General features: G+C 56.5%; 22 protein-coding genes, 1 tRNA gene and 2 pseudogenes. 17 read left to right on the forward strand and 8 right to left on the reverse strand.

The features are described 5' to 3' along the window. Positions 1-619 precede the first annotated feature (619 nt). The gene (locus tag DXX3274_RS16015) at positions 620-886 is read left to right on the forward strand and encodes a DksA/TraR family C4-type zinc finger protein (protein ID WP_013318889.1); all 267 of its coding nucleotides are present in this window, start codon (positions 620-622) and stop codon (positions 884-886) included. A gap of 48 nt (positions 887-934) precedes the next feature. On the opposite strand, the gene DXX3274_RS16020 is transcribed toward DXX3274_RS16015, so the two are convergent. Beyond that, positions 935-1,363 carry a universal stress protein gene (locus tag DXX3274_RS16020; protein WP_038667013.1) on the reverse strand — a complete coding sequence of 143 codons (429 nt, stop codon included), beginning with the start codon at positions 1,361-1,363 and terminating at the stop codon, positions 935-937. Between the two features lie 209 nt (positions 1,364-1,572). Here DXX3274_RS16020 and DXX3274_RS16025 point away from each other — a divergent pair, with 209 nt between their 5' ends. Continuing rightward, the gene (locus DXX3274_RS16025) at positions 1,573-1,935 is read left to right on the forward strand and encodes a DUF4186 domain-containing protein (protein ID WP_038667010.1); all 363 of its coding nucleotides are present in this window, start codon (positions 1,573-1,575) and stop codon (positions 1,933-1,935) included. Here DXX3274_RS16025 and DXX3274_RS16030 read toward each other — a convergent pair. Both DXX3274_RS16030 and DXX3274_RS16035 read right to left on the reverse strand, forming a co-directional pair. Then, positions 1,932-2,467: pseudogene (locus tag DXX3274_RS16030) on the reverse strand (isochorismatase family protein). The gene DXX3274_RS16025 and the pseudogene DXX3274_RS16030 overlap by 4 nt on opposite strands. A 155-nt stretch (positions 2,468-2,622) precedes the next feature. Beyond that, positions 2,623-2,710, reverse strand: a tRNA-Ser gene (locus tag DXX3274_RS16035). Positions 2,711-2,936: 226 nt separating this feature from the next. On the opposite strand from DXX3274_RS16035, the gene yccA reads away from it, so the two are divergent. Both yccA and tusE read left to right on the forward strand, forming a co-directional pair. Continuing rightward, positions 2,937-3,593, forward strand: a complete 657-nt coding sequence (gene yccA / locus DXX3274_RS16040; protein WP_042860625.1) for an FtsH protease modulator YccA — start codon at positions 2,937-2,939, stop codon at positions 3,591-3,593. A 171-nt stretch (positions 3,594-3,764) separates the two neighbouring features. Continuing rightward, entirely contained in the window at positions 3,765-4,094 is a 330-nt protein-coding gene (gene tusE, locus DXX3274_RS16045) for a sulfurtransferase TusE (protein ID WP_024106754.1), read from the forward strand. Positions 4,095-4,110: 16 nt separating this feature from the next. Here tusE and yccX read toward each other — a convergent pair whose 3' ends face one another. After that, positions 4,111-4,389 (reverse strand): acylphosphatase, encoded by a 279-nt coding sequence (gene yccX / locus DXX3274_RS16050; RefSeq protein ID WP_042860626.1) that lies wholly within the window; start codon positions 4,387-4,389, stop codon positions 4,111-4,113. Positions 4,390-4,594: 205 nt separating this feature from the next. Here yccX and hspQ point away from each other — a divergent pair, with 205 nt between their 5' ends. Then, positions 4,595-4,903 (forward strand): heat shock protein HspQ, encoded by a 309-nt coding sequence (gene hspQ, locus DXX3274_RS16055; protein ID WP_013318896.1) that lies wholly within the window; start codon positions 4,595-4,597, stop codon positions 4,901-4,903. Positions 4,904-5,008: 105 nt separating this feature from the next. Here the strand turns inward: hspQ and DXX3274_RS16060 are convergent, their stop codons facing one another. Continuing rightward, positions 5,009-5,422, reverse strand: a complete 414-nt coding sequence (locus tag DXX3274_RS16060) for a CoA-binding protein (protein ID WP_042860628.1) — start codon at positions 5,420-5,422, stop codon at positions 5,009-5,011. A 295-nt stretch (positions 5,423-5,717) separates the two neighbouring features. Here DXX3274_RS16060 and DXX3274_RS16065 point away from each other — a divergent pair, with 295 nt between their 5' ends. Together DXX3274_RS16065 and DXX3274_RS16070 are read left to right on the forward strand one after the other, a co-directional pair. Next, entirely contained in the window at positions 5,718-6,365 is a 648-nt protein-coding gene (locus tag DXX3274_RS16065; protein WP_042860629.1) for a DUF2057 family protein, read from the forward strand. A 127-nt stretch (positions 6,366-6,492) separates the two neighbouring features. After that, entirely contained in the window at positions 6,493-6,951 is a 459-nt protein-coding gene (locus DXX3274_RS16070; RefSeq protein WP_042860630.1) for a methylglyoxal synthase, read from the forward strand. Positions 6,952-7,025: 74 nt separating this feature from the next. Here DXX3274_RS16070 and helD read toward each other — a convergent pair whose 3' ends face one another. Further along, on the reverse strand, positions 7,026-9,083 hold the full coding sequence (helD, locus tag DXX3274_RS16075; RefSeq protein WP_042860632.1) for a DNA helicase IV: 2,058 nt from the start codon (positions 9,081-9,083) through the stop codon (positions 7,026-7,028). A 153-nt stretch (positions 9,084-9,236) separates the two neighbouring features. Here helD and DXX3274_RS16080 point away from each other — a divergent pair, with 153 nt between their 5' ends. Both DXX3274_RS16080 and yccS read left to right on the forward strand, forming a co-directional pair. Further along, positions 9,237-9,683: a YccF domain-containing protein gene (locus DXX3274_RS16080; RefSeq protein WP_042860633.1), complete on the forward strand. Its 447-nt coding sequence runs from the start codon at positions 9,237-9,239 to the stop codon at positions 9,681-9,683. 18 nt (positions 9,684-9,701) lie between these two features. Continuing rightward, entirely contained in the window at positions 9,702-11,897 is a 2,196-nt protein-coding gene (yccS, locus tag DXX3274_RS16085; RefSeq protein WP_042860634.1) for a YccS family putative transporter, read from the forward strand. On the opposite strand, the gene DXX3274_RS16090 is transcribed toward yccS, so the two are convergent. Then, positions 11,894-12,523, reverse strand: coding sequence for a TfoX/Sxy family DNA transformation protein (locus DXX3274_RS16090; protein ID WP_042860635.1), 630 nt, complete (start codon positions 12,521-12,523; stop codon positions 11,894-11,896). The genes yccS and DXX3274_RS16090 overlap by 4 nt on opposite strands. A gap of 219 nt (positions 12,524-12,742) precedes the next feature. Between DXX3274_RS16090 and sulA the strand changes: the two genes are divergently transcribed. The 4 genes from sulA (at position 12,743) to DXX3274_RS16110 (ending at position 16,367) form a co-directional block, all read left to right on the forward strand. After that, a complete protein-coding gene (gene sulA / locus DXX3274_RS16095) occupies positions 12,743-13,237 on the forward strand; it encodes an SOS-induced cell division inhibitor SulA (RefSeq protein WP_022634376.1) in 495 nt (164 codons plus the stop codon). A gap of 363 nt (positions 13,238-13,600) precedes the next feature. Continuing rightward, positions 13,601-14,665: a porin OmpA gene (gene ompA / locus DXX3274_RS16100; protein ID WP_038666974.1), complete on the forward strand. Its 1,065-nt coding sequence runs from the start codon at positions 13,601-13,603 to the stop codon at positions 14,663-14,665. Between the two features lie 853 nt (positions 14,666-15,518). Then, a complete protein-coding gene (locus DXX3274_RS23025) occupies positions 15,519-15,818 on the forward strand; it encodes a spore coat protein U domain-containing protein (protein WP_193747040.1) in 300 nt (99 codons plus the stop codon). A gap of 345 nt (positions 15,819-16,163) precedes the next feature. Next, positions 16,164-16,367, forward strand: a complete 204-nt coding sequence (locus DXX3274_RS16110) for a hypothetical protein (RefSeq protein ID WP_152495273.1) — start codon at positions 16,164-16,166, stop codon at positions 16,365-16,367. An 83-nt stretch (positions 16,368-16,450) separates the two neighbouring features. On the opposite strand, the pseudogene DXX3274_RS16115 reads toward DXX3274_RS16110, so the two are convergent. Further along, positions 16,451-17,402 (reverse strand): annotated as a pseudogene (locus DXX3274_RS16115) (aldo/keto reductase). Positions 17,403-17,656: 254 nt separating this feature from the next. Here DXX3274_RS16115 and DXX3274_RS16120 point away from each other — a divergent pair. The 4 genes from DXX3274_RS16120 to mdtC all read left to right on the forward strand — a co-directional run bounded on the left by DXX3274_RS16120 (position 17,657) and on the right by mdtC (position 26,527). Beyond that, positions 17,657-18,838, forward strand: coding sequence for a NupC/NupG family nucleoside CNT transporter (locus DXX3274_RS16120; protein ID WP_042860638.1), 1,182 nt, complete (start codon positions 17,657-17,659; stop codon positions 18,836-18,838). A 212-nt stretch (positions 18,839-19,050) separates the two neighbouring features. Beyond that, positions 19,051-20,301 (forward strand): MdtA/MuxA family multidrug efflux RND transporter periplasmic adaptor subunit, encoded by a 1,251-nt coding sequence (locus tag DXX3274_RS16125; protein ID WP_042860639.1) that lies wholly within the window; start codon positions 19,051-19,053, stop codon positions 20,299-20,301. After that, positions 20,301-23,441, forward strand: coding sequence for an MdtB/MuxB family multidrug efflux RND transporter permease subunit (locus DXX3274_RS16130; RefSeq protein ID WP_042860641.1), 3,141 nt, complete (start codon positions 20,301-20,303; stop codon positions 23,439-23,441). Before DXX3274_RS16125 ends, DXX3274_RS16130 begins: the two co-directional genes overlap by 1 nt. After that, on the forward strand, positions 23,438-26,527 hold the full coding sequence (gene mdtC / locus DXX3274_RS16135) for a multidrug efflux RND transporter permease subunit MdtC (protein WP_042860642.1): 3,090 nt from the start codon (positions 23,438-23,440) through the stop codon (positions 26,525-26,527). The genes DXX3274_RS16130 and mdtC overlap by 4 nt, the downstream gene beginning before the upstream one ends. Positions 26,528-26,608 lie beyond the last annotated feature (81 nt).

Consider the following 26,608-nt stretch of genomic DNA (forward strand, 5'->3'; position numbering starts at 1 on the left):
CTTTTTTCCGTGACATCAATCACAGAATCACCGTCAACTGCACGTCTGGCTACCCCACTCCGCGCTTTTCGCCCCACTCACATTGACCATCCCGCAGGCTTGTGCCTAAATAAAATACAGCGAATATCCGCGATAACAGGAAATCCAAGAGTCATGTCCACCATTATCCACAAACGGCGCATAGCCCTGCGTCAGCGACGACGATCCGGTACGCGCATAGCCCGTACTGTACTGATGATTAGTTTTATTATTCTGCTTGGTCGTTTTGCCTATTCCGCCATCGGCGCTTTTCTCCATCACCAGAACACACAGCAACCACGTGTCGAACAACCTGTCGCCTCAACGAGTGTGACTACTCCCCAACGCGAATAGCATCTCGTTGATGCTGTTGATGTCGTGACGAATGATAAAAGCTATTGCACCCTGTGCCGTAGCCTAGTGACGTTATGCTTTTTTACGCCCCCACGCCTTCCCCCGTCATTTCATGCCATACTCAGAATGTGGTTCCATGCTGCAGGTTTCATACTGGCAATAGGTTTCATACCGACAATCGGTTTCACACTGACAATCGGTTTCACACTGACAATAGGGTCACATACTGACTATATAGAGGTGCGTCATGGCCAGTGGTTGGTCTAATGACGGTGCAGTGCAGGAGCAAATCGACGCGACGGTGGATGATGCCATCGCCCGCGCCCGTAGCCTGCTGCATCAGGGCGACAGCGCAGAGTATTGCGAGGAATGCGGCGAAGCCATCCCGCAGGCGCGCCGTCTGGCGCTACCGGGTGTTCGCTTCTGCGTGCAGTGTCAGGAAAAGCTGGATAAGAAACAGGCCGTCAACAGCGGTTATAACCGCCGCGGCAGCAAAGACAGCCAGTTACGCTGAAAGACGAGGCCGCCAATGCCGGCGTGACACCGGGCCTCGCCAGCCGGTTTACCTCACCACCAACACCGATGTCTGGGCATGGCGGACAATCGCCGCGGCGTTCGACCCCAGCAAGTAGGTCTTCACATTCGGACGACGCGAACCAATCACAATCAGATCAGCTTCAATTTCCTGAGCCAGCTCCAGCACTTCATCGCGCGGAATACCGAAACTGATACTGTGAGACAGCTTATCCGCCGGCAAATCGATGGTTTTCATCAAGGTATGCAGCTTCTCATCCGCTTTGATCACCGCCTCATTCTCAAATTCCTTGATGCCAAACGAGTACGCCGACATGAACGCCGAAGCGTCAGGCAGCGCATGAAACAGGTGGACGGTAGCGCCGGAATGCCTGGCCAGAGCCACGGCGTGTGACAACGCCTTTTGGGTCAACGCTTCTTCGTCAATATCCACGGGTACTAAAATGGTCTTGTACATCATGCCCCCTTGAGTTAGCCACCGCTGTATTGAAAGCGTAGTCCCGTTTGCGGTCGCACGACGTCGTTTTTGAGGTATTTGTGAAGCGACGCCGGATTTACGCCGTAATATTACCAATACAATACAAACGGTTATCCTGCAGGTCTTGCCCTCATCAGGTGTCGGGAGTAGTCTTGGCCCACTCAGACCATTACCCACAGATTTCGGGCATGACAACACTTGATGAGCTGTTTTCCCGGCTGTCACGCTCCCGTTTCCGTCAGCGTTTTCATCTGGGCGCCAAAGAGCGCGACTATTGCTTCAGCAAAGGCAAGACGCTGATTGCGTCTCACGCCGCCGACTTTATCGCCCAACGGCTGGCGCCGGCGGAACCCGCCAACGACGGCAAGCAAACCCCGATGCGCGGCCATCCGGTGTTTATCGCTCAGCACGCCACCGCGACCTGCTGCCGGGGCTGTCTGGAGAAATGGCATCGCATCGAACAGCATCGCCCACTGAGTGATGACGAACAGCGCTATATCGTCGAGGTGATTCTGCGCTGGCTTGAAAACGATCTGCTCAGTTCGCCTTAAGCGCACGCATCAGGCCGAGCCCGCCACTCGCGCAGGATAACCTCGGTGTCTTCCACCCGTAGCGTATTGCCGGGAATGATGAAATCGCGCCAGACATCATTATGCTGGGCAATCAATTGTACCGCGCTAACCGTCCGACGGTCCGCCGTGGTATGGCATCGCCCGCTACCGTCTGGGCATAGCCGCGGCTGGCGGCGTTTTTGATGGTGGCATCGACGCAATAATCGGTAGCGCAGCCACAGACGGTGAAACATCGAACATCAAGACGGTTCAACGTATCTGCCAGTTCGGTGCGATAAAACGCATCACAGGCGGTTTTGGTGACAGATATCGCGTTCACGGGACGATGCAGCGAGGGCAACAACTGCCATGCTTCGCTGCCGGGCGGCATATCTGCGTCCGCATGCTGAATGAAAATGGTCTGATCCGCCGCGTCAATCAACCGATTGATGCGCTCAACCACGATATCCTGCTGATAACGCGGTGTGGCGAACACCCCGTTCTGCATATCAACAACGATTAGCACCTGCATGTTTTTCTCCAGAACCCATAGCGCAAGGCACTATCATACTGCGTCACCGGGCAGGCTGGCATAACGACATGAGCGGAAATTGGAAGCGGGATCGAAGACTGGAACATCGGCGCAAACGAAAACGGGCCAGCATAATGCTGACCCGTTAATAATTTTGGCGGAGGAGTAGAGATTCGAACTCTAGAACGCTTTCGCGTCGCCGGTTTTCAAGACCGGTGCCTTCAACCACTCGGCCACTCCTCCGCAACGACGCGAACTATAAACAGTGTGCCGGATATTGTAAAGCGACACATTGCTCAATCGACTGAAAAACAGGCAGCAACCGATTGAAAGCATACAAAATCGCCATCAGGCTCAAACTTTTATCGTCAACAGCGTAAAGAAGGGTAAAACGGCTTTAATAACACAATGCAACTACTTACTCTCTTTAAAGACAACAATGGCCCCCTTAACAGAGAGAGTCGTTATTATGGACCGCATTATTGCCTCCAGCACTCGCGAGCAGTCGCTGCTCAGTACCCACAAGGTACTTCGTAATACCTATTTCCTGCTGTCGCTGACGCTGGGTTTTTCCGCCGTCACCGCCACCCTTAGCACCGTACTGAACCTGCCATCGCCGGGTCTGATCCTGACGCTGGTCGGCTTTTACGGCCTGATGTTCCTGACATATCGTCTGGCGGACCGCCCGGCGGGTATTCTGGCCGCGTTCGCGTTGACCGGCTTTATGGGCTATACCCTCGGCCCATTGCTGAGCACGCTGATCGCTGCCGGCGCCAGCGACATTATCATGCTGGCGCTGGGCGGCACGGCACTGGTGTTCTTCTGCTGCTCCGCCTACGTGCTGACCACCCGCAAGGACATGTCATTCCTGTCCGGCATGCTGATGGCCGGCTTCGTGGTGCTGCTGGTGGCGACGATTGCCAACCTGTTCCTGAATCTGCCGGGGCTGCATCTGGCTATCAGCGCGATGTTTATCCTGTTCTCCGCCGGTGCGATTCTGTGGGAAACCAGCAACATCGTCCACGGCGGCGAAACCAACTACATTCGTGCGACAGTCAGCCTGTATGTCTCCATCTACAACCTGTTTGTCAGCCTGCTGAGCCTGTTGGGGATGTCACGCGAGTAATCGGACGTCAACACCAGACATCGTCAGACAAGGCGCCTTCGGGCGCCTTGTCGTTTTTCTGCGGCGCGCTCAAACAGCACGGTACGTTTCAAACAAGCGCCTTGCATCATCTTCTGTGTGCGCTGCAAAGTTTGCTAGACTAGGCGTGTTTTCACGTCATACCGAGGCAATATGTTAGTGTTTGAAGACCGGGTCATCGATACCGATGCCCAGGGATATCTGAAAGACAGCAGCGACTGGCAGGAAGGCATGGCCCCCATGCTGGCGGAACAGGAAGGCATCACGCTTACCGATGCGCACTGGGAAGTCGTACGCTTTGTCAGGGCGTTTTACATCGAATTCAATACCTCGCCCGCCATCCGTATGCTGGTTAAAGCAATGGCCCAGAAATACGGCGAGGAGAAAGGCAACAGCCGCTATCTCTACCGTCTGTTTCCCAAAGGTCCGGCCAAGCAGGCGACCAAAATTGCCGGGCTGCCGAAACCGGTGAAATGCATCTGAATATTCAGGCGCGGGTTCAATAGCGAATGGTAAAATCGCGCTCATCGGTGGCGGGGTGCGGTTCCATCAGCACCTTGTCCACCCGGGCATGTCTCGGCCCTCCTTGCTTCAGCCAGGCCGCCAGTTGCTCTACGGCATGCGCCTCGCCGCTGGCGACGATTTCCACGCTGCCGTCATCGCAATTTCTGACGTAGCCGCGTACCCCCAGCTGACGAGCCTGCAGTTGGGTGTGATAACGAAATCCCACCCCTTGCACCATTCCGTAGACCCAGGCAATTACGGATACCGTCGACATCGCTTTACCCCTCAATAGCCACCGCATGCTGTGTAAAAATGCATCAGAGTTAACGCATTTTTGCCATCGTTCAGCCTATTATTAATACAATAAAGAGACCGACTGACTAAGCCGTCCTGATGAAGATCGCCACCGCACCTGATGACTTGAAAACCACGCGCCATCCCCCCATTTAGGGTACGTAATACGTTTCTCGGGAGGTCATATGATTAACTGTAAATTCACCATCGGACAGCAGATTCGTCATAAACTACTGGGGTACCCCGGCGTCGTCATCGACATTGATCCTGAATACTCCCTTGAACAACCGAAGTGGGAGGAGCTTGCGGTCAATGACACCCTGCGAACGGCGCCCTGGTATCACGTGGTGATGGAAGATGAGCAGGGCCGTCCTATTCATACCTATCTGGCGGAAGAGCAACTGGTCAATGAAGACCCCAACCCTTCCGAGCATCCATCGCTGGATGAACTGGCCGCCACGATCCGACGCCGCGCCCCGCGCCTGCTGCACTGACATGTAATGATTGCGGCGCACGTTTGCCGCCAGCCGCGCGTTTACCAGTGTTGTTCCCTACCGGGAAACCAGTGTTGTTCCCTACCGGGAAACGAGGTATGCCGCTTATTTTTCCAGCCCCAACCGGGGAATTTCAATTTTCGGACAACGATCCATCACCACCGTCAGTCCCGCGTCATGCGCCAGTACCGCCGCGGCCTCGTTGATGACGCCAATTTGCAGCCACAGTACCCGCGCACCGATAGCTATCGCTTCCTGCGCGACTTCAAACGCGGCGTCCGGCTGGCGAAAAACATCAACCATATCAACCGGTTGTGTAATATCGCTCAGTGACGCATAAGCGGTTTGCCCCAGCAGGGTTTGCCCCGCCAGACGCGGGCTGACCGGAATTACCTGGTACCCTTGTCCAAGCAGATAAGCCATCACCCCGTAACTGGGGCGCGAAGGGTTCTCGCTGGCCCCGACCAGAGCAATGGTTTTCACCTGATTCAGCACCGCTTTAATATCGCTGTCTTGCATGATTGCCTCCATGACCGTTGACCCGACGAACGCCCGTTCTCAGACATGATGCCGGAAAGCCGAAGGCGCCGGAGCATTGCCTGCTATCAGTGTAACGCAGAATACCAGCGCCGATACGTCGTGCCGGCAAAATCCATCGGCAGGCTCATCACAAGCACGTCGTGCTGTCTTAGTACATATTAATAACGACGTATTAGTCACTACGCATTAATAACCAAATATTTCATTTTTAAAATTTTGACACATTCTGTTCATTACTGAACAATACGGCGATCAGATCCGTAATGAGGCATGTATGAAAACAATTCCCGCTATCGCCGCCACGCTGTGGTTGCTCACGCTCAGTTCTCTGGCGATGGCGACGACGCTGAAACTCAGGCCCGATATTGAGCTGATGATGGTCGACGGGAAAAAGGTCTCCGGTTCGCTGCTCAACGGCGCAGACAGCCTTGAACTGGAAAAGGGGTATCATCAAATCGTTTTCCAGGCGCTGCGAACGGTTGGGTCATCCACCGGGGCAAAACAGACTTATCGTTCGCCCGGTCTGATTGTCGTATTCGACGCACACAACCTCAACGAGGTTTCGATCCGCCTTCCAGATCTGGAAAGCCCGAATGCGCAGCGGGATTTCAGCCAGTCACCCGATTATCAGCTGGTGGACAGCAAAAATCTGCCCATCCCGATCCGCACCGATGTGTTGCGCGCCGGCGAAGCGGAACTGTCCGGTGAAATCGAAAAACGCATGGCTGACTACAACCGTTCGAGTCAACCGGCGGCTGTCATCACCTTCGCGCTTCAATCCCCTACGAAGGCCTCAGCCACTACCAACGCGTCAGCCAATCCGCTGGATCCGCTCGGCATCATGCAGTACTGGTTTCAGCAAGCCGACAAAGGAACGCGCCAGCGATTTCTGGAATGGGCGAGAGAAAGAGAAGCCCAATAAGTATGCTGATTTTACAGACAAAAAACGCTGTTTTTGGAAAGATGCTCGCATTTTTTCAGTCTGCCGCTTTCCACTGAAACCGTGTTTCCGTAATCTGTAAAAACTATACTGTTCGAAGGATGTCGTCATGGAGTACACCACCCGCACAATCGAGGTGCACAAGCACATTGCTCTGGTTGCGCATGATCACTGTAAAGAATCGCTGCTGGAATGGGTTACCGCCAACAAAACCCAACTGGCGGAACACCATTTGTATGCTACCGGCACCACCGGCAACCTGATTCAGCTGCATACCGGCCTGCCGGTCAGAAGCATGTTAAGTGGGCCGATGGGCGGTGATCAGCAGGTGGGCGCCCTGATCTCCGAGGAGAAAATCGACATGCTGATTTTTTTCTGGGATCCGCTGAACGCCGTGCCGCATGACCCCGATGTCAAAGCGCTGTTGCGCCTGGCAACGGTGTGGAATATTCCGGTCGCCACCAACCGCTCCACGGCAGACTTCCTGATTAACTCCAGCCTGTTCCGCCAGCCGGTTTCCGTCACGATTCCGGATTATCAGCGCTACCTTCAGGGCCGTCTGAAGTAACCGCCGTTTTTTCCTCAGGACTGGCCGGTTGCCGGCCAGTTTTTCCTCCCGAATGTAAACAGACGGCGTTGCCGTTAGCCCGGTTTGCGCTGCATCGGTACGCCCAACTGATGCAAATCGTCTACAAACACCGAGGGTTCATCACGATCGTACAGCAGCCACACCTGATGTTTCGCCCGGGTCAACGCCACGTATAACAATCGGCGCTCTTCCGCATCCGGGAAAGGCTCCGGCCGCGGCAACAGCACCGCTTCCAGCACCGACTCGCGCGGCGGCGCGGGGAAACCATCACGCCCTTCATGCAGCCCCAGCACAATCACATAGTCCGCCTGCTGCCCCTTGCTGGCATGAATAGTCATGAAATCAAGATGCAAATGCGGCCAGCGGGTCTGCGCCTTTTCCAGCGCATCAGGCCGCAAATGGTGGTAACGCGCCAGCACCAGAATGCGCGCTTCCGCTGTCACATACCCGCTCATTTTATCCAGCAAAGCATCAAGCTGTTCCTGCGGCAACAACACCACCGATTTTTTATTGCCGTCCCGCAGGCTATTGAGTGCTTTTTTCAGTTGGGCCGGGTTTTGTTGAATAAAACGGCTGGCGATATCCCCGATACGGTGATTAAAGCGGTAAGTGGTATCCAGCACGCACTGCGCGCCTTCGCCGAAGTGCTGTTCAAATGCCGTGGTGAGCGTCAGCTCAGCGCCGCTGAAACGATAGATCGCCTGCCAGTCATCGCCGACCGCAAACAGACTGCTATCGGGAGCCTGCCGTCGCAACGCATCCAGCAGACGGGCGCGCTGAGGAGAAATATCCTGAAATTCGTCAACCAGAATATGCCGCCACGGACTGACAAAACGGCCTTTGTCCAGGTAGTTGACCGCCTGATGGATCAGGCCGGAAAAATCCACCGCCCCTTCGTCTTTCAACGCTTTTTTCCAGGCTTTCAGCAATGGCGCCATTAGCCGCAACCGTTGCTGAAACAACGGGCGCGTTTCGTCATCGGCCAGCGCCAGCATTTCGCTCTGGGTGCCGCCTTGCATCCGCATCAGCCCCAGCCACCGCTCCAGCCGGCCGGCCAGCCGCGACGCAATCGCCGCATCCTGCCAGAAACTCCCCTCCGGCAGAGTCCACTCCAGTTCTTCGGTCAGCCACTGCCGCCATCCTTTCGCCTGGGTTTTCTTTTCGTCACACTGCTGCTGCCAGTGCTCAATCAGAAATGCGCGCCGGTGCGCACCGTCGGTTTCCAGTTGGCTGATCACCGGCGCCTTACGGCTGCACTGCTGAATGATGTGCAGCGCCAGCGCATGAAAGGTCTTGGCCTGAACCTCGTCGTTATGCAGCCGCTCACGGATACGACTGTTCATTTCATCCGCGGCCTGCCGCCCAAACGCCAGCAGCAGGATCTGTTGCGCCGACGCCTCAGCCCGATGCAGCAACCAGGCGGCACGCGCCACCAGCACCGACGTTTTACCGCTGCCGGCGCCGGCCAGCACCAGCACGGCGTTTTCGCCATTCACCACCGCCTGACACTGGCTGAGATTCAACGGCGAACTTTCCACCGTATCGAAAAACGTTTTCTGCTCCGTCAGGATCGTTTCCGTCCAGCGCTGGTTAGCTTGCTGGCGCAATGCGTCCCCCTGCTCCAGCCAGCGCAGACAACGCTGATAATTGTCCCGACAATGTTCAAATTCGTCCAGACGCGCCAGCGGCAACGGCAGCGCGGCGAACCTCGCCCGGATATCCTGCTGCACGCGCGTCAGCGTCTGACGGCTGAACCAGCCATCCGCCGTTTCCTGCTCCGCAATTGCGTCCACCAACTGTTGCAATACGTCTTTGCAGACCTCGCTCATCTCCTGGCTCCAGCTCTGCCAGGACTTGAACAGATGACGAAAAAACTGCTGGGTCTCCTGCCACTCCGTACCGTGCAGGCGCACCACCTTGTTTTCCGGCAACTCGAATTCCAGTTCGCCCCAGATCAACCCTTTCTTGCAGCGAATCGCCAGCAACTGATTAAACGGAATGAGATATTCATGCCGATCACCGCTGACATTGACGCCGGCATTCAGCAATTGCACACGGTTGTAGGGATGCTGCGCCAGATGCTTACCCAACGCGGTCGATTTCAGTTCCATGAGCCTTGCGCCATTTTCAGAAGAAATGTTCAAAGTTGTAGTGTAACCGCTATCCGACTTCGCGCTCTAGCCAGAAAAACACGTTAGAATAACCCGGCTAATAATGTGATAATTCGTTTCCCATCATAGGGTTTGACCGAGGGTAGTCATATCATGCGAGCCGTACTCAATATCCTGAATTTCGTACTGGGCGGTTTTTTCACGACGCTCGCCTGGCTGCTGGCCACCGCCGTCAGCATTGTGCTGGTATTTACCCTGCCGCTGACACGCTCATGCTGGGAAATTACCAAACTTTCTCTGCTGCCATACGGTAATGAAGCCATCCATGTCGATGAGCTGCGGCCGGAGCAAAAAAGTTCGCTGCTCAACGCCGGCGGCACCCTGCTGAATGTTTTCTGGCTGATCGTTTTCGGCTGGTGGCTGTGTCTATCGCACATCATCAGCGGCATCGCCCAGTGTCTGACGATCATCGGCATTCCGGTTGGGATCGCCAATTTCAAGATTGCCGCCATCGCTCTCTGGCCGGTGGGACGTCGCGTGGTGTCGGTGGAAGAAGCACAAGCCGCCAGAGAAGCCAACGCCCGCCGGCGTTATCAGTAATCGGAACGGACCAACATCGTGCAACTGAGCGTTTCGACCAACCTGCGTCGAGTCATCTACAACAGCAGTTGGCTGTATAACCTGCGGATCCTGATCGCACTCAGCGGCGTGGCGATCCTGCCCTGGTGGCTGGGGGTGCCCACCAGCACCATTCCCCTGACGCTAGGCGTGGTGGCCGCCGCCCTGACCGACCTCGATGACCGGTTGTCCGGCCGTCTGTTTAACCTGCTGATTACGCTCGCCTGCTTTCTGATCGCCTCGGTGTCGATAGAACTGCTCTACCCGTACCCCTGGTTATTTATCATCGGCCTGGCGATCTCGACCTGGAGCTTTATTCTGCTGGGCTCGCTGGGGCAACGCTACGCTACCATCGCTTTCGGCGCGCTGCTGATCGCCATCTATACCATGCTGGGCATTTCGCTTTACAGCGACTGGTATCAGCAACCGTTCCTGCTGTTGCTGGGCGCGTTGTGGTATAACCTGCTGACGTTGCTCGGCCACCTGCTGTTCCCTATCCGGCCGCTGCAGGACAATCTGGCCCGCTGCTACCAGCAACTGGCTCACTATCTGGAAACCAAATCCAACCTGTTCGACCCCGATATCGACGATAACGATCAGCCGCTGATCGACGTGGCGATAGCCAACGGTCAGTTGGTCGATACGCTCAATCAGGCCAAGGCGTCGCTGCTGACGCGGCTGCGCGGCGATCGCGGCCAGCGCGGCACCCGGCGCACGCTGCACTATTATTTTGTCGCGCAGGATATCCACGAACGAGCCAGCTCGGCGCACATCCAGTATGAGCAACTGCGCCACACGCTGCGCTACAGCGATGTGCCTTTTCGGTTCCAGCGTTTGCTGTTCATGTTGTCCCGCGCCTGCCTGCAAGTCTCGCAGTCCATTTTGCTGCAGCAGAAATACCTGCATGATTACCGTATCGAGCGTGCCTTCTCCCATCTGGACGCCGCTATCGACAGGCTGGCTTTTCAGGGCGCGGAAACCTTATCCATCAAGGCATTACGCCATCTGCTCAATAACCTGCGCGCGATTGACGCCCAGTTAATCAATATTCAGTCCGAACAGACGCTCGAACGCCATAATCACCATCTCCCGGCAGAAAACCGATTATCGGACGATAAAATCGCCGGCTGGAGCGATATCAGGCTGCGTCTCAACCGTCATCTTACGCCGCAGTCGTCGCTGTTCCGTCACGCGGTGCGCATGTCGCTGGTGCTGTGCGTCGGGTACGCCATTATTCAACTGGCCGGCTTGCACCACGGCTACTGGATTCTGCTGACCAGCCTGTTTGTCTGCCAGCCGAACTACAACGCCACTCGCCGGCGTCTGGCGCTGCGTATTGTCGGCACGCTGGGCGGCGTGCTTATCGGCGTGCCGCTGCTGTATATCGTTCCGTCACTGGAGGGGCAACTGGCGCTGATTGTCATCAGCGGCGTACTGTTTTTCGCGTTCCGCACCGTGCAATATGCGCAGGCTACGCTGTTTATCACCCTGCTGGTGTTGATGTGTTTCAATCTGCTGGGCGAAGGACTGGAAGTCGCCATTCCCAGAGTGGTCGATACGTTGCTGGGCTGCGGCATTGCCTGGGCAGCGGTCAGCTTTATCTGGCCGGACTGGAAATTTCGCGGTCTGCCTGCGGTGATCGACAAAGCCATGAACAATAATTGCCGTTATCTCGACGCCATCATGGTTCAGTATCATCAGGGCAAAGACAACGGGCTTCCTTATCGGATTGCCCGCCGCGACGCCCACAACAGCGATGCGGAGCTGGCTTCGGTGGTGTCCAATATGTCCGCTGAACCGCACGCCCGACCGAACACGCTGGAAAACGCCTTCAGATTGATGTGCCTCAATCACACCCTGTTGGGGTATATCTCCACTCTGGGCGCACACCGCGAGCACATCCGATCGGCCGAAACCCTGCAGTTGCTGAATGATGCCGTCTGTTACGTCGACGACGCCTTGCATCAGGACAATGGCGACCAGGCCGCGCTGGACAGAGAACTGGAGGCGCTGAAAAACCGCATCCATGCCCAGGCACCAGAGCAGGACAGTAAAGAACAGTTGGTATTACAACAGGTTAATCTAATCATTGGCCTGCTGCCGGAACTGACGCAGCTAAAAAACCAGATGATTGCCGACGAGAATCGACCACAGGAGCCGATGCATCGGAATCGACAACAGACCTCGATGCACTAATTGAGCCGGGGAGGCCTGAAAGCACGCGGGCTCGTGTTCTCGAACCATTCAATCAGTTCGCTGCGCATGCCCTGCGGCAGCGCGGCCTGATGGACGCCGCAGATGGCGCCGGCCAGCGCCAGCAACACATTAACGCTCAGATTCTGGCTGACGGAACGCAGTTTAAGGTAGCTGGTTTTTGCCCCGAGCCGGTGCAATTCATCGATATTTCTAATCCCTACTTTCCAGAGCAGCCGTTCCAGATCGTGATTGATATTCGGCAGGTCTTTCAGCCTGATGCAGCGTTTTTTGGCGGCTTTATCCTGCCGGGCGCCCTGAAGGGACTGCGATGCCAGCTCCAACAGTCCCGGCTCATCCCGCCAGAGCACCTCGCCCACTAAATAGTAATTAAGCGGCACCGGCAGGCCGCGCTTGGTATAAATCAGTTTGGGCGTCTGCCGGTCAAGGAAAAAGTCCTCGTTATGCTGCGCCGCGCGCAAATAGAGTTCTCCGCTGGAGACAAGCGCAAAAATCACGCCGTCCGCTGCAATGCTGTAACCGCCGAACTGCGATCGGGAGAGGATATTTCCCAGCGGAGCAAACACGGCTTTTGCCTGCAAAATCCTTTTTTCACATAGCCATTTCATTACTTCTTCCTTGTATTGAACGTTTTTTCCTGTTTACCAGAGACATCCGTAACTGGAACAATTAATTAAACACAGCAAAACTGCGTCTTCAAATACAAAAAATGTTATGCAGGCAACGACATACCGATTATGCGAAGCGCTTTCAGAAATTCCGGTTGATCTTTGCTCACACAAAAGATACTGTACACACATACAGTAATGCTGTGAGGTAAAGAAATCATGCGTACTCAAACCATCCGTTCCCGCCATGTCTGCCACTCGTCACACCTGGGCCATAACGCGATGCCGAAAACCGCCTCCAGCGGGTTCATCAGCGAAATTGTCTATGGTGATGATCATCCCATGCTGACGCCGCTGTTGCTTCCTCTGTTACAGCAACTGGGATCGCAGTCGCGCTGGTTGCTTTGGCTTTCCCCACAGCAGAAACTCAGCCGCTTGTGGCTGCAGCAGGCAGGATTGCCACTGGAGAAAATGATTGAACTGCATCGCATCAATCCGGTATCGACCGTTGACGCAATGGAGAAAGCATTACTGACGGGTAATTACAGCGCCGTATTGTGCTGGCTGCCAAATGAGCTGGATAATGAACAAAAAATGCGGTTGCAAAGAGCGGCACAGCATGGAAATACCTATGGATTTATTATGCGTCCAGAGGAAAAAACAATCACAAGACCATTTTCCACACTAAAAATTCACTCAAGATTGTATCATTAAATGAATATTAGGACTTTTCTTACAGGGATGTAGCAGGCTACCCGTAGCCCCCGGAAATACAGTGCCCGGAATGTTATTGCGAAGTGTTAATATCAAGAGAGATCGGGTTAATCTGACAAAATCGTCCATTATTTGTTAGTAATTATGTATGAACGACTGATTTTTTCATGGTGCCTGTCACATCATACTTGTAACTTTCTCACCACGTTGTAGACTTTAGCTCGCTGGAGTTGCCCTTTCATAACGTCAGTTCACTGGCAGCAAGTAATTAGACCAAGGGCAATATCTCCGAGAAAGGATTTTAACCAAAGGCTGATTAGCTTTCAGAGTTAATTGCCGATTTGGATGATAATGAGGCGTAAAATGAAAAAAACAGCTATCGCGATTGCAGTGGCACTGGCTGGCTTTGCTACCGTAGCACAAGCCGCACCGAACGATAACACCTGGTACGCGGGTGGTAAACTGGGTTGGTCCCAGTACCACGATACCGGCCTGACCGGCAATGGTTACAACGTGACCAACGCTGCGCAGAGCCAACTGGGTGCAGGCGCATTCGGTGGTTATCAGGCTAACCCGTACCTGGGTTTTGAAATGGGCTACGACTGGCTGGGCCGTATGAAGTATAACGGCGGCAACCAGGGCAGCTTCAAAGCTCAGGGCGTTCAGCTGGCAGCTAAACTGAGCTACCCGATCGTTGACGATCTGGACATCTACACCCGTCTGGGTGGTTTTGTATGGCGTGCAGACAGCCACGACAACTCCGGCCTGAACGACCACGACACTGGCGTTTCTCCGCTGGCAGCTGTGGGTGTTGAATACGCTATCACCAAAAACTGGGCAACCCGTCTGGATTACCAGTGGGTGAACAACATCGGCGACGCCTCCACCGTTGGCGGTCGTCCGGACAACGGCCTGCTGAGCGTGGGCGTTTCTTACCGTTTCGGTCAGGAAACTGCTGCTCCGGCTCCGGTGATTGCTCCAGCTCCGGCCCCGACTCCGGCTCCGGCTCCGGTTGTTCAGACCAAACGCTTCACCCTGAAGTCTGACGTACTGTTCAACTTCAACAAAGCGACTCTGAAACCGGAAGGTCAGCGTTCTCTGGACCAGCTGTACTCTCAGCTGAGCACCCTGGATCCGAAAGACGGTTCCGTAGTGGTTCTGGGCTTCACCGACCGTCTGGGTTCCGACCAGTACAACCAGACTCTGTCCACCAAACGTGCACAGACTGTTGTTGATTACCTGGTTCACAAAGGCATCCCGGCTAACAAGATCTCCGCTCGCGGTATGGGCAAAGCTAACCCGGTTAGCGGTTCTACCTGCACTAGCGTGAAAGCTCGCGCTGCACTGATCGATTGCCTGGCACCGGATCGTCGCGTAGAGATCGAAGTGAAAGGCATCAAAGACGTAGTGACTCAGCCTCAGGCTTAATCGCCGCTGAGATTGCGCTTACAAGAGGTACGGTAATCTTATAAGGTTGCTGTTACTTCCACAGAAAAACAGTCTCTGTTTTGCAGAGGCTGTTTTTTATTTCCGCAAATAAATACTCCCCAACAGTAACGTTATCCTACCCCGGGGATTTCGCTTTTCCCTCATAGAATAAATCAATGACATGAATGTCATTATGATACCAGGCGAGTGGTGTGTTACTCAGCAAATGCGTCTTCTTCATTCACGAAGGAATGCCGATAGATATAGCGTTGCCATGCTTAGATCAGATTATTTTGGCTAAAGCGAGATTTTATGCATGCTTACTTAAGCCAGATATAAAATTGACGCAAAATGATGTTTCCCGTCATCGAAAAACGGATTCTGTTCACTTTCTCCTCTCAGGATTGCAGACAGGCGGTCAGTCTCAATACTGAATTTTACAGACAATATTTTTCTATTGAAAAATAATAAATCGACTTTATCAGCACATCAGATAATTTCATCAATTACCGATTTTATACGTGCCCAGGTGAAATCATGAGGAGGTTAGTCATTAAGAGTGAAGACAATGGATAAAATACACAGCATATAAATATGCATATCATGCTGACGCCCGAATTTTAGGGTTAAGACGTCAGAAGGAAATAGTTCAATATTAAAAACCCGGTGTGCTCTGTGAATATGCGCAGATAAAAGCGCATCGAGGCATACCGATATTATTCAAATGAGGTCACAGTTAACATGAGAGAAAAGATATTACCCATACTCCTTTTTTCTTCTATTACTGTTATTCCAGGTCAGGCGCTGGCAGCCGGTACACTAACCAGCGATATTGGTGTGAAATTGGTGATTGGTGAAGGAGGTACCGTCTCCAGGCTCGTTTATCACCATCGCACTCGATTACCGCCAAAATGGCGGCAGCAGTTCCGCTCGCTATCTGAAAAACACGAATACCGCAGGTAAAATTGCCTACCAGCGTTATCAGCTCGCCAATTACTCCGCTATTGGGGGAGCCGGTGCGCTGGCATATAGCGTGAATTCACTCCCTGAAACAATACAGCGAAATACCGGTTATGCCCGGTTATTTTGGCAAACCCAGAAACCCGTCATAGGCACCTATACGGATAAGGTGACGGTAACCATTTCATATTGAATCAGAGAAAACATGAAATGAATGATAATAATATTATTACTTGTTTTGATGTTTATCCCCCACGCCAGTCTGGCAAGCAGCTCTATTCTGGTCTGGCCGATTTATCAAGCTATTAAGGCGAAGCAACGCGGCACCACCGTCTGGCTGGAAAATAAATCGCGTCAGGATGAAAAATTACAGATACAGGTTGTAGCCTGGAATCAGGAGAATAATCACGATGTTTATCGTGACCAGAATGACGTCATCGCCTACCGGCCAGCAAAAAACCTATCGCGTTATTATTGATGAAGTGCCGGATGATTCCCCCGCAGACGGCACGCTGGCGGTAAATTAAATATGGTGGTAATGAAGGACTGTTTGATCGTCAGCGCGCTGGATGTCGATTTCGGTTCGGCTGCCTTCCCGTCGGCATTCGCTTCCGTCAGCGGCAACATCATCGCCAGTCAGGTGCCGGCAAGAACGCATACCGATACCGTAACGATCACGCTGACTTACCAGGCTGTCCCCCATCAGTTCAGGGCAGCAGGGACACGCATTCCGATCGGATAAAGACCGAAACAAACAGGGCGGGGAACCGCTGCCGGCTCCCCGCCCTGTCATACCGCGCCGCCACAGCGGCGTATGCCCGTCGATCAAGCGCTGGCGGTATTCAGTTGTTCAATCTCCTGAGACGTCAGCGTCAGCCGGGTAGCGCTGGCCAGCTCCGCCACCTGTTCGACCGACGTGGCGCTGACTATCGGCGACGTCACGCCGGGCCGGGCAATCAGCCACGCCAGCGCTACCTGACCCGGCGTGGTGCGGTGCGCCTCGGCCACCTGATCCAGCGCCTCAAGAATCGCCAGACCGCGCGGGTTGAGATAAGCCCTGACCACGCGCGCTTTTCGCGGCATCGGCCGCCGAGCGGTATTTGCCGGACAAAAAGCCGCTCGCCAGCGAATAATACCCAATCACGCCCAGCCCGTTGGCCTTCACCACCGGTTCCAGCGTGGTTTCATAGTGCTGGCGATCGTACAAATTGTACTCCGGCTGCAGGGTTTCATAACGCGCCAGATGGTTATCCTTGCTGACCTGCAACGCCTGCGCCAGACGTTCGCCTTCATAATTGGATGCGCCGATGGCGCGCACCTTGCCTTCGCGGATCAGCGCATCGAACGCCGACAGCGTCTCTTCCAGCGGGGTGCTTTTATCATCATCATGGGATTGATACAGGTCGATATAGTCGGTCTGCAGGCGACGCAGCGAATCTTCCACCGCCCGACGGATGTAGGCCGCCGACAACCCGTGCCGGTCGCCGCCCATGTCCTTGCCCACTTTGGTGGCGATAATTACCCGATCGCGGTTTCCACGCTGTTTCAGCCAGTTGCCAATAATACTTTCCGACTCGCCGCCTTTATTGCCCGGCGCCCAGGTCGAATACACATCAGCGGTATCAATAAAGTGCAGCCCTTGATCCAGCAGGGCGTCCAGCACCCGAAACGAGGCTGACTCGTCAATGGTCCAGCCAAACACGTTGCCGCCAAAAGTCAGCAACGGCACCCGAATTCCTGAATGTCCCAGTTCTCGTAATGCGTCAGACGCAGGCATTGTCATCTCCTTGTGTTGTTTCCCAGCCCGGCGAGGTTGCCGGCGGGGAATCTTCATCACAGCATTTTCCGGTCAGACATGATGAAATCGTCCCGACATCACCCAGACAGAAGTGAATGCTATGAGACCCACGCTTTAGTTTAGGTTATTTTCCGCGATATAATCTCGCTTTTGCGCCTTACGTCTCATTTTAAGCGCAATCGTTACATAAAATGACGACCAAAAATCGGCCCCTATCATAATTTGGAGCAAACATGTCCAACATTCTGCAATTTATTCTGGCGTTACTCGTTGTCGCCGGCCTGTCACTGCTGGTGTGCCGCGATCGCAAAAGCATTCGCGTCAGGTATATTGTTCAACTTTTAGTCATTGAAATTCTGCTTGCCTATTTCTTCCTCTATTCCAGCGCAGGCTTGGGTTTCGTAAAAGGCTTTGCGAGTCTGTTTGACAAGCTGCTCAGTTTCGCGGGCGAAGGCACTACCTTCGTCTTCGGCAATATCGGTAACAACAGCTTCGTGTTCTTCCTGAAAGTGCTGTGCCCGATCGTGTTCATTTCCGCGCTGATCGGTATTTTGCAGCACATCAAGGTCCTGCCGTTCATCATCCGTCTGATCGGTACCATCCTGTCCAAAGTCAACGGCATGGGCAAACTGGAATCCTTCAACGCCGTCAGCTCGCTGATTCTGGGCCAGTCTGAAAACTTCATCGCTTATAAAGACATTCTGGGGCAGATGTCCGAGAAGCGGATGTACACCATGGCCGCCACCGCCATGTCCACGGTATCGATGTCAATCGTCGGCGCCTACATGTCGATGCTGGACGCCAAATACGTCGTGGCGGCGCTGGTGCTCAACATGTTCAGCACCTTCATCGTGCTGTCGCTCATCAACCCCTACGACACCAACGAAGAGAAAGAGCTGCACCTGAGCAACCTGCACGAAGGTCAGAGCTTCTTTGAAATGCTGGGCGAATACATTCTGGCGGGTTTCAAGGTTGCGGTGATCGTCGCCGCTATGCTGATCGGTTTCATTGCGCTGATCGCCGGCATCAACGCCCTTTTCAGCGCCGTGTTCGGTCTGAGCTTCCAGGAAGTGCTGGGTTATGCGTTCTATCCGCTCGCCTGGGTGATGGGCATTCCGAAAGCCGAAGCGCTGCAGGTCGGCAGTATTATGGCGACCAAACTGGTATCCAACGAATTCGTCGCCATGATGGAACTGCAGAAAGTGGCCGGTCAGCTGTCGCCGCGTAGCGTGGGCATCCTGTCGGTCTTCCTGGTGTCTTTCGCCAACTTCTCGTCGATCGGCATCGTGGCCGGGGCGATCAAGGGGCTGAACGAAATGCAGGGCAACACCGTTTCCCGTTTCGGCCTGAAGCTGGTGTACGGCTCCACGCTGGTCAGCCTGCTGTCCGCCGCCGTCGCCGGGCTGGTGCTGTAATCCCGCCGTCTTGAGAATGACATCTCGCTGACACATCCGGCACCTCATCCCCGGCGTTCACCGCGCCGGGGATTTTTTTTCTACAAACCCTGACATATCTTCCATATTTCCTCCATTTTTGTCCTCCGTTCACTGTTTAAACTAGTATCATAATATTCAGTGTTTCATGGGCTTATCTTGGCCTGTGCTGATTGGAGGTTCCTTCCATAGCTATGAACGCCACACGCTTATTTCGTTTCCTGATACTGGCTGTTGTTATTGCCGCCATTTTTTTCGCCTGGCGTTATTTCCATCCATCACAATCAGAACCCGCCAACGGGGGGACCACCACACAGCAAGCCGCCCATCAGGGACAAGGGCAAGGCCGGAGCGGCGGGCGCCGCGGCGGCTCTTCAGCGCCGCCGCCGGTACAGGCCGCGCTCTCTTCGTCGTCCTCCGTGCCTTATTACCTGTCGGGTCTGGGTACGATTACCGCCGCCAATACCGTCACGGTGCACAGCCGGGTCAGCGGCCAGCTGATGGCGCTCCACTTCCAGGAAGGGCAACAGGTCAGGGAAGGTGACTTGCTGGCGGAGATCGATCCGCGCCCGTTCGACGTCGCACTGACGCAGGCGCAGGGGCAACTGGCCAAAGATCAGGCGCTGCTGGTCAATGCCCGTCAGGATTTGGCCCGCTACCGGCAACTGTCCAAAACCAGTCTGGTTTCCGGCCAGCAACTGGATACCCAGGAATCGCTGGTGCGCCAGTATGAAGCGACGGTGAAATCGGATCAGGGCTCGGTCGCCAGCGCGCAGTTGCAGTTGGATTACAGCCGCATCACCGCGCCGTTTAGCGGCCGCGTCGGCCTGCGGCAGATTGACATCGGCAACTACGTCACCAGCACCGATAATCTGCTGGTGTTGACGCAAACCCACCCGATCGACGCCGTTTTCACCGTGCCGGAAAGCGATATCGCCACCGTGCTGAAAGCGCAGAAATCCGGTCAGCCGGTACTGGTGGAAGCCTGGGATCGCGCCAATCAGCACATTCTTTCTCAGGGCCGACTGCTGAGCATGGATAACCAGATCGACGCCACCACCGGCACCATCAAGCTGAAAGCCCGCTTCGACAACACCGACGATGCGCTGTTCCCCAACCAGTTCGTCAACATCAAGATGAAGGTGGATACCCTGCAAAATGTGGTGGTGGCGCCGTCATCCGCGATCCAGATGGGTAACGAAGGGCGCTTTGTCTGGGTACTGAACGACCAGGATCAGGTCAGCAAACACCTCGTCACCACCGGTATTCAGTACGGCCAGCAAACCGTGGTTTCGACCGGGTTGAACGCCGGCGAACGGGTGGTCACCGACGGGATCGATCGCCTGACCGAAGGCGCGCGCGTTGAAGTGCTGGCGCCCGCGGCGGCGGATGCCAAATCCACCGCCGGCACGGAAAAACGTCAGCATAAAGCGGAGAAATCCTGATGCAGGAGACGACGCCGTTACAGGACGCCGCGCCGCTTGACGGCGGCGGGCCGTCGCGCCTGTTTATTCTCCGGCCGATCGCCACCACGCTGCTGATGATCGCCATCCTGCTGGCCGGGATCGTCGGCTATCGCGCATTGCCGGTTTCCGCGCTGCCGGAAGTAGACTACCCGACGATTCAGGTGGTGACGTTGTACCCCGGCGCCAGCCCGGACGTGATGACCTCGGCGGTCACCGCGCCGCTGGAACATCAGTTTGGCAGCATGTCCGGCCTCAAGCAGATGTCGAGCCAAAGCTCCGGCGGTTCATCGGTGATCACGCTGCAGTTCCAGCTTTCGCTGCCGCTGGACGTAGCGGAACAGGATGTGCAGGCGGCCATTAACGCCGCCACCAATCTGCTGCCCAGCGATCTGCCTTTTCCGCCCACCTACAGCAAGGTCAACCCGGCGGATCCGCCGATCATGACGCTGGCGGTCACCTCCACCGCCCTGCCGCTGACGCAGGTGCAGGACATGATCGAAACGCGCATCGCACAGAAAATTGCCCAGGTGGAAGGCGTCGGGCTGGTTACGCTGGCCGGCGGGCAACGGCCGTCGGTGCGGGTCAAACTCAATCCGGGCGCGCTCGCCGCCTATGGGTTAAGCAGCGAAACGGTGCGCACCGCCATCACCGCCGCCAACGTCAACACCCCCAAAGGCAGTTTTGACGGCCCAACGCGCGCGGTCACGCTATCCGCCAACGACCAGATGCGCTCGCTCGACGACTACCGTCAGTTGATCATTGCCTGGAAAAACAACGCGCCGGTGCGGCTACAGGATGTCGCCACGGTGGAACAGGCGGCGGAAAACACCCACCTGGCGGCGTGGGCCAACCAGAATCAGGCGATTGTCCTCAACATTCAGCGTCAGCCGGGCGCCAATGTGATCGCCACCGCCGACCATATCCGCAGCCTGCTGCCGACGCTGAAAGCCAGTTTGCCCAAGTCGGTGGACGTTGCTCTGCTCACCGACCGCACCACCACCATCCGCGCATCGGTGGACGATGTGCAGTTTGAGCTGATTCTGGCTATCGCGCTGGTGGTAATGGTGATTTACCTGTTTCTGCGTAACGCGGTGGCGACGCTGATCCCCAGCATCGCGGTGCCGCTGTCGCTGGTGGGTACCTTCGCCGCCATGTATTTTCTCGGCTTCTCGATCAACAACCTGACGCTGATGGCGCTGACCATCGCCACCGGCTTTGTGGTGGATGACGCCATCGTGGTGATCGAAAACATCGCCCGTTATATCGAGAAAGGCGAAAAACCGCTGCAGGCGGCGCTGAAAGGCGCGGGGGAAATCGGCTTTACCATCATCTCGCTGACCTTTTCGTTGATCGCGGTGCTGATCCCGCTGCTGTTCATGGGCGATATCATCGGCCGCCTGTTCCGCGAGTTCGCCGTTACGCTGGCGGTGTCGATCCTGATCTCCGCCGTGGTGTCGCTGACGCTGACGCCCATGATGTGCGCTCGCCTGCTCAGCCACCAGTCGCTGAGTCGGCAGAACCGCTTTACCCGCGCCAGCGAACAGTTCTTTGATTGGGTGATCGCGTGGTACGGCCGCGGCCTGACGCGGGTGCTCAGTCATCCGTGGATTACCCTCGGCGTCGCACTGAGCACGCTGGTGCTGACCATTCTGCTGTATATCGTGATCCCCAAAGGCTTTTTCCCGATACAGGACAACGGCATCATTCAGGGTACCGTGCAGGCGTCGCAAACCATCTCGTTCACCGGCATGGTGGACAAGCAGCAGCAGGTTACCTCGCTGATCATGCAGGACCCGGCGGTGGAAAGCGTCTCGTCGTTTATCGGCGTCGACGGCACCAACCCGTCGCTTAACAGCGGCAGATTGCAGATCAACCTGAAGCCGCTGGATAAACGCAGCGACCGTATTCAGGCCGTGATTGAACGGCTGCAACAACAAACGTCCGCCCTGCCCGGCGTTCAGCTTTATCTGCAACCGGTGCAGGACCTGACCATCGATACCCAGGTCAGCCGTACCCAGTATCAGTTCACCCTGCAAACCATGTCGCTGGATGAGCTCAGCACCTGGGTGCCGAAGCTGACCGCCGAGCTACAGAAGCTACCGCAGTTGCAGGATGTCAGCAGCGACTGGCAGGACGGCGGCGCGGTGGCCTACCTCAAGGTCAACCGCGACAGCGCCAGCCGCCTCGGCATCACCATGTCGCAGGTGGACAGCGCGCTGTACAACGCCTTCGGCCAGCGGCTGATCTCCACCATTTATACCCAGTCCAACCAGTACCGGGTGGTGCTGGAGCAGCGCCACGACAGCAGCGACGGACTGGCGGCGCTGAACGATATCCGGCTGATCAACAGCAGCGGCGGCGTGGTGCCGCTCAGTAGCATCGCCTCGGTGGAAGATCGTCAGGGGCCGTTGTCGATCAACCACATCGATCAGTTCCCCTCCACCACCATTTCGTTCAACGTGGCGCCCGGCTACGCGCTGGGGGATGCGGTGAAAGTCATTCAGGAAACGCAGCAGCAGATGCAACTGCCCAGCGACATCATTACCCGCTTTCAGGGCAGCACGCTGGCGTTCCAGTCGGCGCTGACCAGCACCATCTGGCTGGTGGTGGCTGCGGTCGTGGCGATGTATATCGTGCTGGGCGTACTGTATGAAAGTTTTATCCACCCGGTCACCATCCTGTCCACCCTGCCGACCGCCGGGGTCGGCGCGCTGCTGGCGCTGATGATCGCAGGCAGCGATCTGAACATCATCGCCATCATCGGCATCATTTTGCTGATCGGCATCGTGAAGAAGAACGCCATCATGATGATCGATTTTGCGCTGGCCGCTGAACGCGAACAGGGCATGACGCCGTATCAGGCCATCTATCAGGCCTGCCTGCTGCGTTTTCGCCCGATCCTGATGACGACGATGGCGGCGCTGCTCAGCGCCGTACCGCTGATGTTCAGTACCGGCGTAGGCGCGGAACTGCGCCGCCCGCTCGGTATCTGTATGGTCGGCGGGCTGGTGATGAGCCAGGTGCTGACGCTGTTCACCACGCCGGTGATTTACCTGCTGTTTGACCGCCTGGCGCATCGTCTGCGTCGCCGCCAGCCGCAGGAAGGGGAAGCACAGTGAAGTTCTTCGCGCTGTTTATCCATCGCCCGGTCGCCACCACGTTGCTGGCGCTGGCGATAGCGCTGTGCGGCCTGCTCGGCTATCAGTTGCTGCCGGTGTCGCCGCTGCCGCAGGTGGACTACCCGGTGATTTCGGTCACCGCCACCCTGCCCGGCGCGTCGCCGGAAACCATGGCGTCGTCGGTGGCGACGCCGCTGGAACGCTCGCTGGGCCGCATCGCCGGCGTCAATGAAATGACGTCGATGAGTTCGCTGGGCAATACCCGCATCATCCTGCAATTTGCGCTGGAGCGCGACATCAACGGCGCGGCCCGCGACGTGCAGGCGGCGATCAATGCCGCGCAGAGCCTGTTGCCGAGCAGCATGCCGAGTCGCCCTTACTACCGTAAAGTGAACCCGTCCGATGCGCCGATCATGATCATGACGCTGACATCGGACACCTACGGTCCCGGCCAGTTGTACGACTACGCCTCCACCCAGATTGCCCAGCGCGTCTCGCAGATCGACGGCGTCGGCGACGTCACCATCGGCGGCAGCTCGTTACCGGCGGTACGGGTGGCGCTCAACCCGCAGGCGCTGTTCAATCAGGGCGTATCGCTGGACGCCGTGCGCCAGTCGATCGCCCAGTCCAACGTGCGCCAGCCGCTCGGCAGCGTCGACAGCGGCAGCACTCACTATCAGATTCAGACCAACGACGAGCTGAAAACCGCCGACGCCTATCGCTCGCTGATCGTCCACTACAACAATGGCGCGCCGGTGCGCCTGAGCGACGTGGCGACAGTGAAAGATTCGGTGCAGAACGTGCTCAACGCCGGGATGACCAACGCCAAACCCGCCATTCTGGTGATGATCCGCCGCGCGCCGGACGCCAATATCATTTCCACCGTCGATGCCATCCGCGCCTCGATGCCGGAACTGCAAGCCCTGCTGCCCGCGTCAATCACCCTGAATGTCGCGCAGGACCGCTCGCCCACCATTCGCGCCTCGCTGCGCGATGTCGAGCGCTCGCTGACCATCGCCGTGTCGCTGGTGATTCTGGTGGTGTTTCTGTTCCTGCGTTCCGGGCGCGCCACGCTGATTCCGGCCATCGCCGTGCCGGTGTCGCTGATCGGCACCTTCTCCGCCATGTACCTGTGCGGTTTCAGTCTGAACAACCTGTCGCTGATGGCGTTGACCGTCGCCACCGGTTTCGTGGTGGATGACGCCATCGTGGTGCTGGAAAACATTTCCCGCCATATCGAAGCGGGCATGAAACCGCTGCAAGCCTCATTGCAAGGGGTGCGGGAGGTCGGTTTCACCGTGGTGTCGATGAGCCTGTCGCTGATCGCGGTGTTTATCCCGCTGCTGTTCATGGATGGCCTGCCGGGGCGCTTGTTCCGAGAGTTCTCGATTACGCTGTCGGTGGCGATCCTGATTTCATTGCTGGTGTCCATCACGCTGACGCCGATGATGTGCGCCCGGCTGCTGCGCCCTCACGCGCCCCGCAGCCAGCCGCGCACCCGCGGCTTCAACCGGCTCCTGCTCGGGCTGCAACAAGGTTACGGCCGCAGCCTGCGCTGGGTGCTGAACCACTCGCGCTGGGTGATGATGGTGCTGCTGGGCACTATCGGCCTGAGCGTCTGGTTGTACATCAGTATTCCCAAAACCTTCTTCCCCGAGCAGGACACCGGCCGGTTGATGGGGTTTATTCAGGCCGACCAGAGCATCTCCTTCCAGGCGATGAAACGCAAACTGCAGGATTTCATGACCATCGTGCGCGCCGACCCGGCGGTGGATAACGTCACCGGTTTCACCGGTGGCATGCGCACCAACAGCGGCTCGATGTTCATCAGCCTGAAGCCGCTGGCCCAGCGTGACGTCAGCGCCCAGCAGGTGATAACCCGGCTGCGCGCCAACCTGGCGAAAGAGCCGGGCGCCAACCTGTACCTGATGGCGGTGCAGGACGTACGCATCGGCGGGCGCGAGTCCAACGCCGGTTACCAGTTCTCGCTGCTGTCGGATGATCTGTCGGTGCTGAGAACCTGGGAGCCGAAAATCCGCGACGCCCTGAGCAAGCTGCCGCAACTGGCGGACGTCAGTTCCGACCAACAGGACAAGGGCGCCGAGCTGACGATGGTGTACGATCGCGACGCCATGGCGCGCCTCGGCATCAACGTTTCCAGCGTCAACACGCTGCTGAACAACGCCTTCGGTCAGCGCCAGATCTCCACCATCTACCAGCCGATGAACCAGTACAAGGTGGTGATGGAGGTGGATTCAGCCTACACCCAGGACCCGAGTTCGCTGGATAAGATGTTTGTAATCAACAACGACGGCAAGCCGATACCGCTGTCGTTCTTCGCCCGCTGGCAGCCGGCCAACGCGCCGCTGGCGGTCAACCATCAGGGGCTGTCGGCCGCCGCCACCCTCTCCTTCAACCTGCCGGAAGGCGCCAGCCTGTCGGACGCCACCACCGCCATCGAGCGCACCATGACCGCGCTGGGGGTGCCGCCCACCGTGCGGGGCCAGTTTGCCGGCACCGCGCTGGCGTTTCAGCAGTCGCAGCATTCGCAGGTGGTGCTGATCATCGCGGCGATCCTGACGGTGTATATCGTGCTGGGGATACTGTATGAGAATGTCGCCCACCCGCTAACCATTCTCTCGACCCTGCCGTCCGCCGGGGTCGGCGCGCTGCTGGCGCTGGAGCTGTTTGACAAACCGTTCAGCCTGATCGCGCTGATTGGTATCCTGTTGTTGATCGGCATCGTGAAGAAAAACGCCATCATGATGGTGGACTTTGCGCTGGTGGCGCAGCGAGAAGGAAAACTGCCGGCGCGCGAGGCGATTTTCCGCGCCTGCATGTTGCGTTTCCGCCCGATCATGATGACCACGATGGCGGCGCTGTTCGGCGCGCTGCCGCTGGTACTGAGCAGCGGCGACGGTTCGGAGCTGCGCCAGCCGCTCGGCATCACCATCGTCGGCGGGCTGGTGATGAGCCAGTTGCTGACGCTGTACACCACGCCCGTGGTGTACCTGTTCTTTGATCGCCTGCAATGGCGCCGCCGCGAACGCACTGACGCGACCGCGCATACCGAACCGTCGGCCTGATGCCGCGCCAGCCGTACCTGTAACAATTCGCCGGGGTTCGCCCCGGCGCCTGTAAGGGACAGGATATTCCCGGGAGTAACA

Source organism: Dickeya sp. NCPPB 3274 (assembly GCF_000406205.1).
GTDB classification, from domain to species: domain Bacteria; phylum Pseudomonadota; class Gammaproteobacteria; order Enterobacterales; family Enterobacteriaceae; genus Dickeya; species Dickeya fangzhongdai.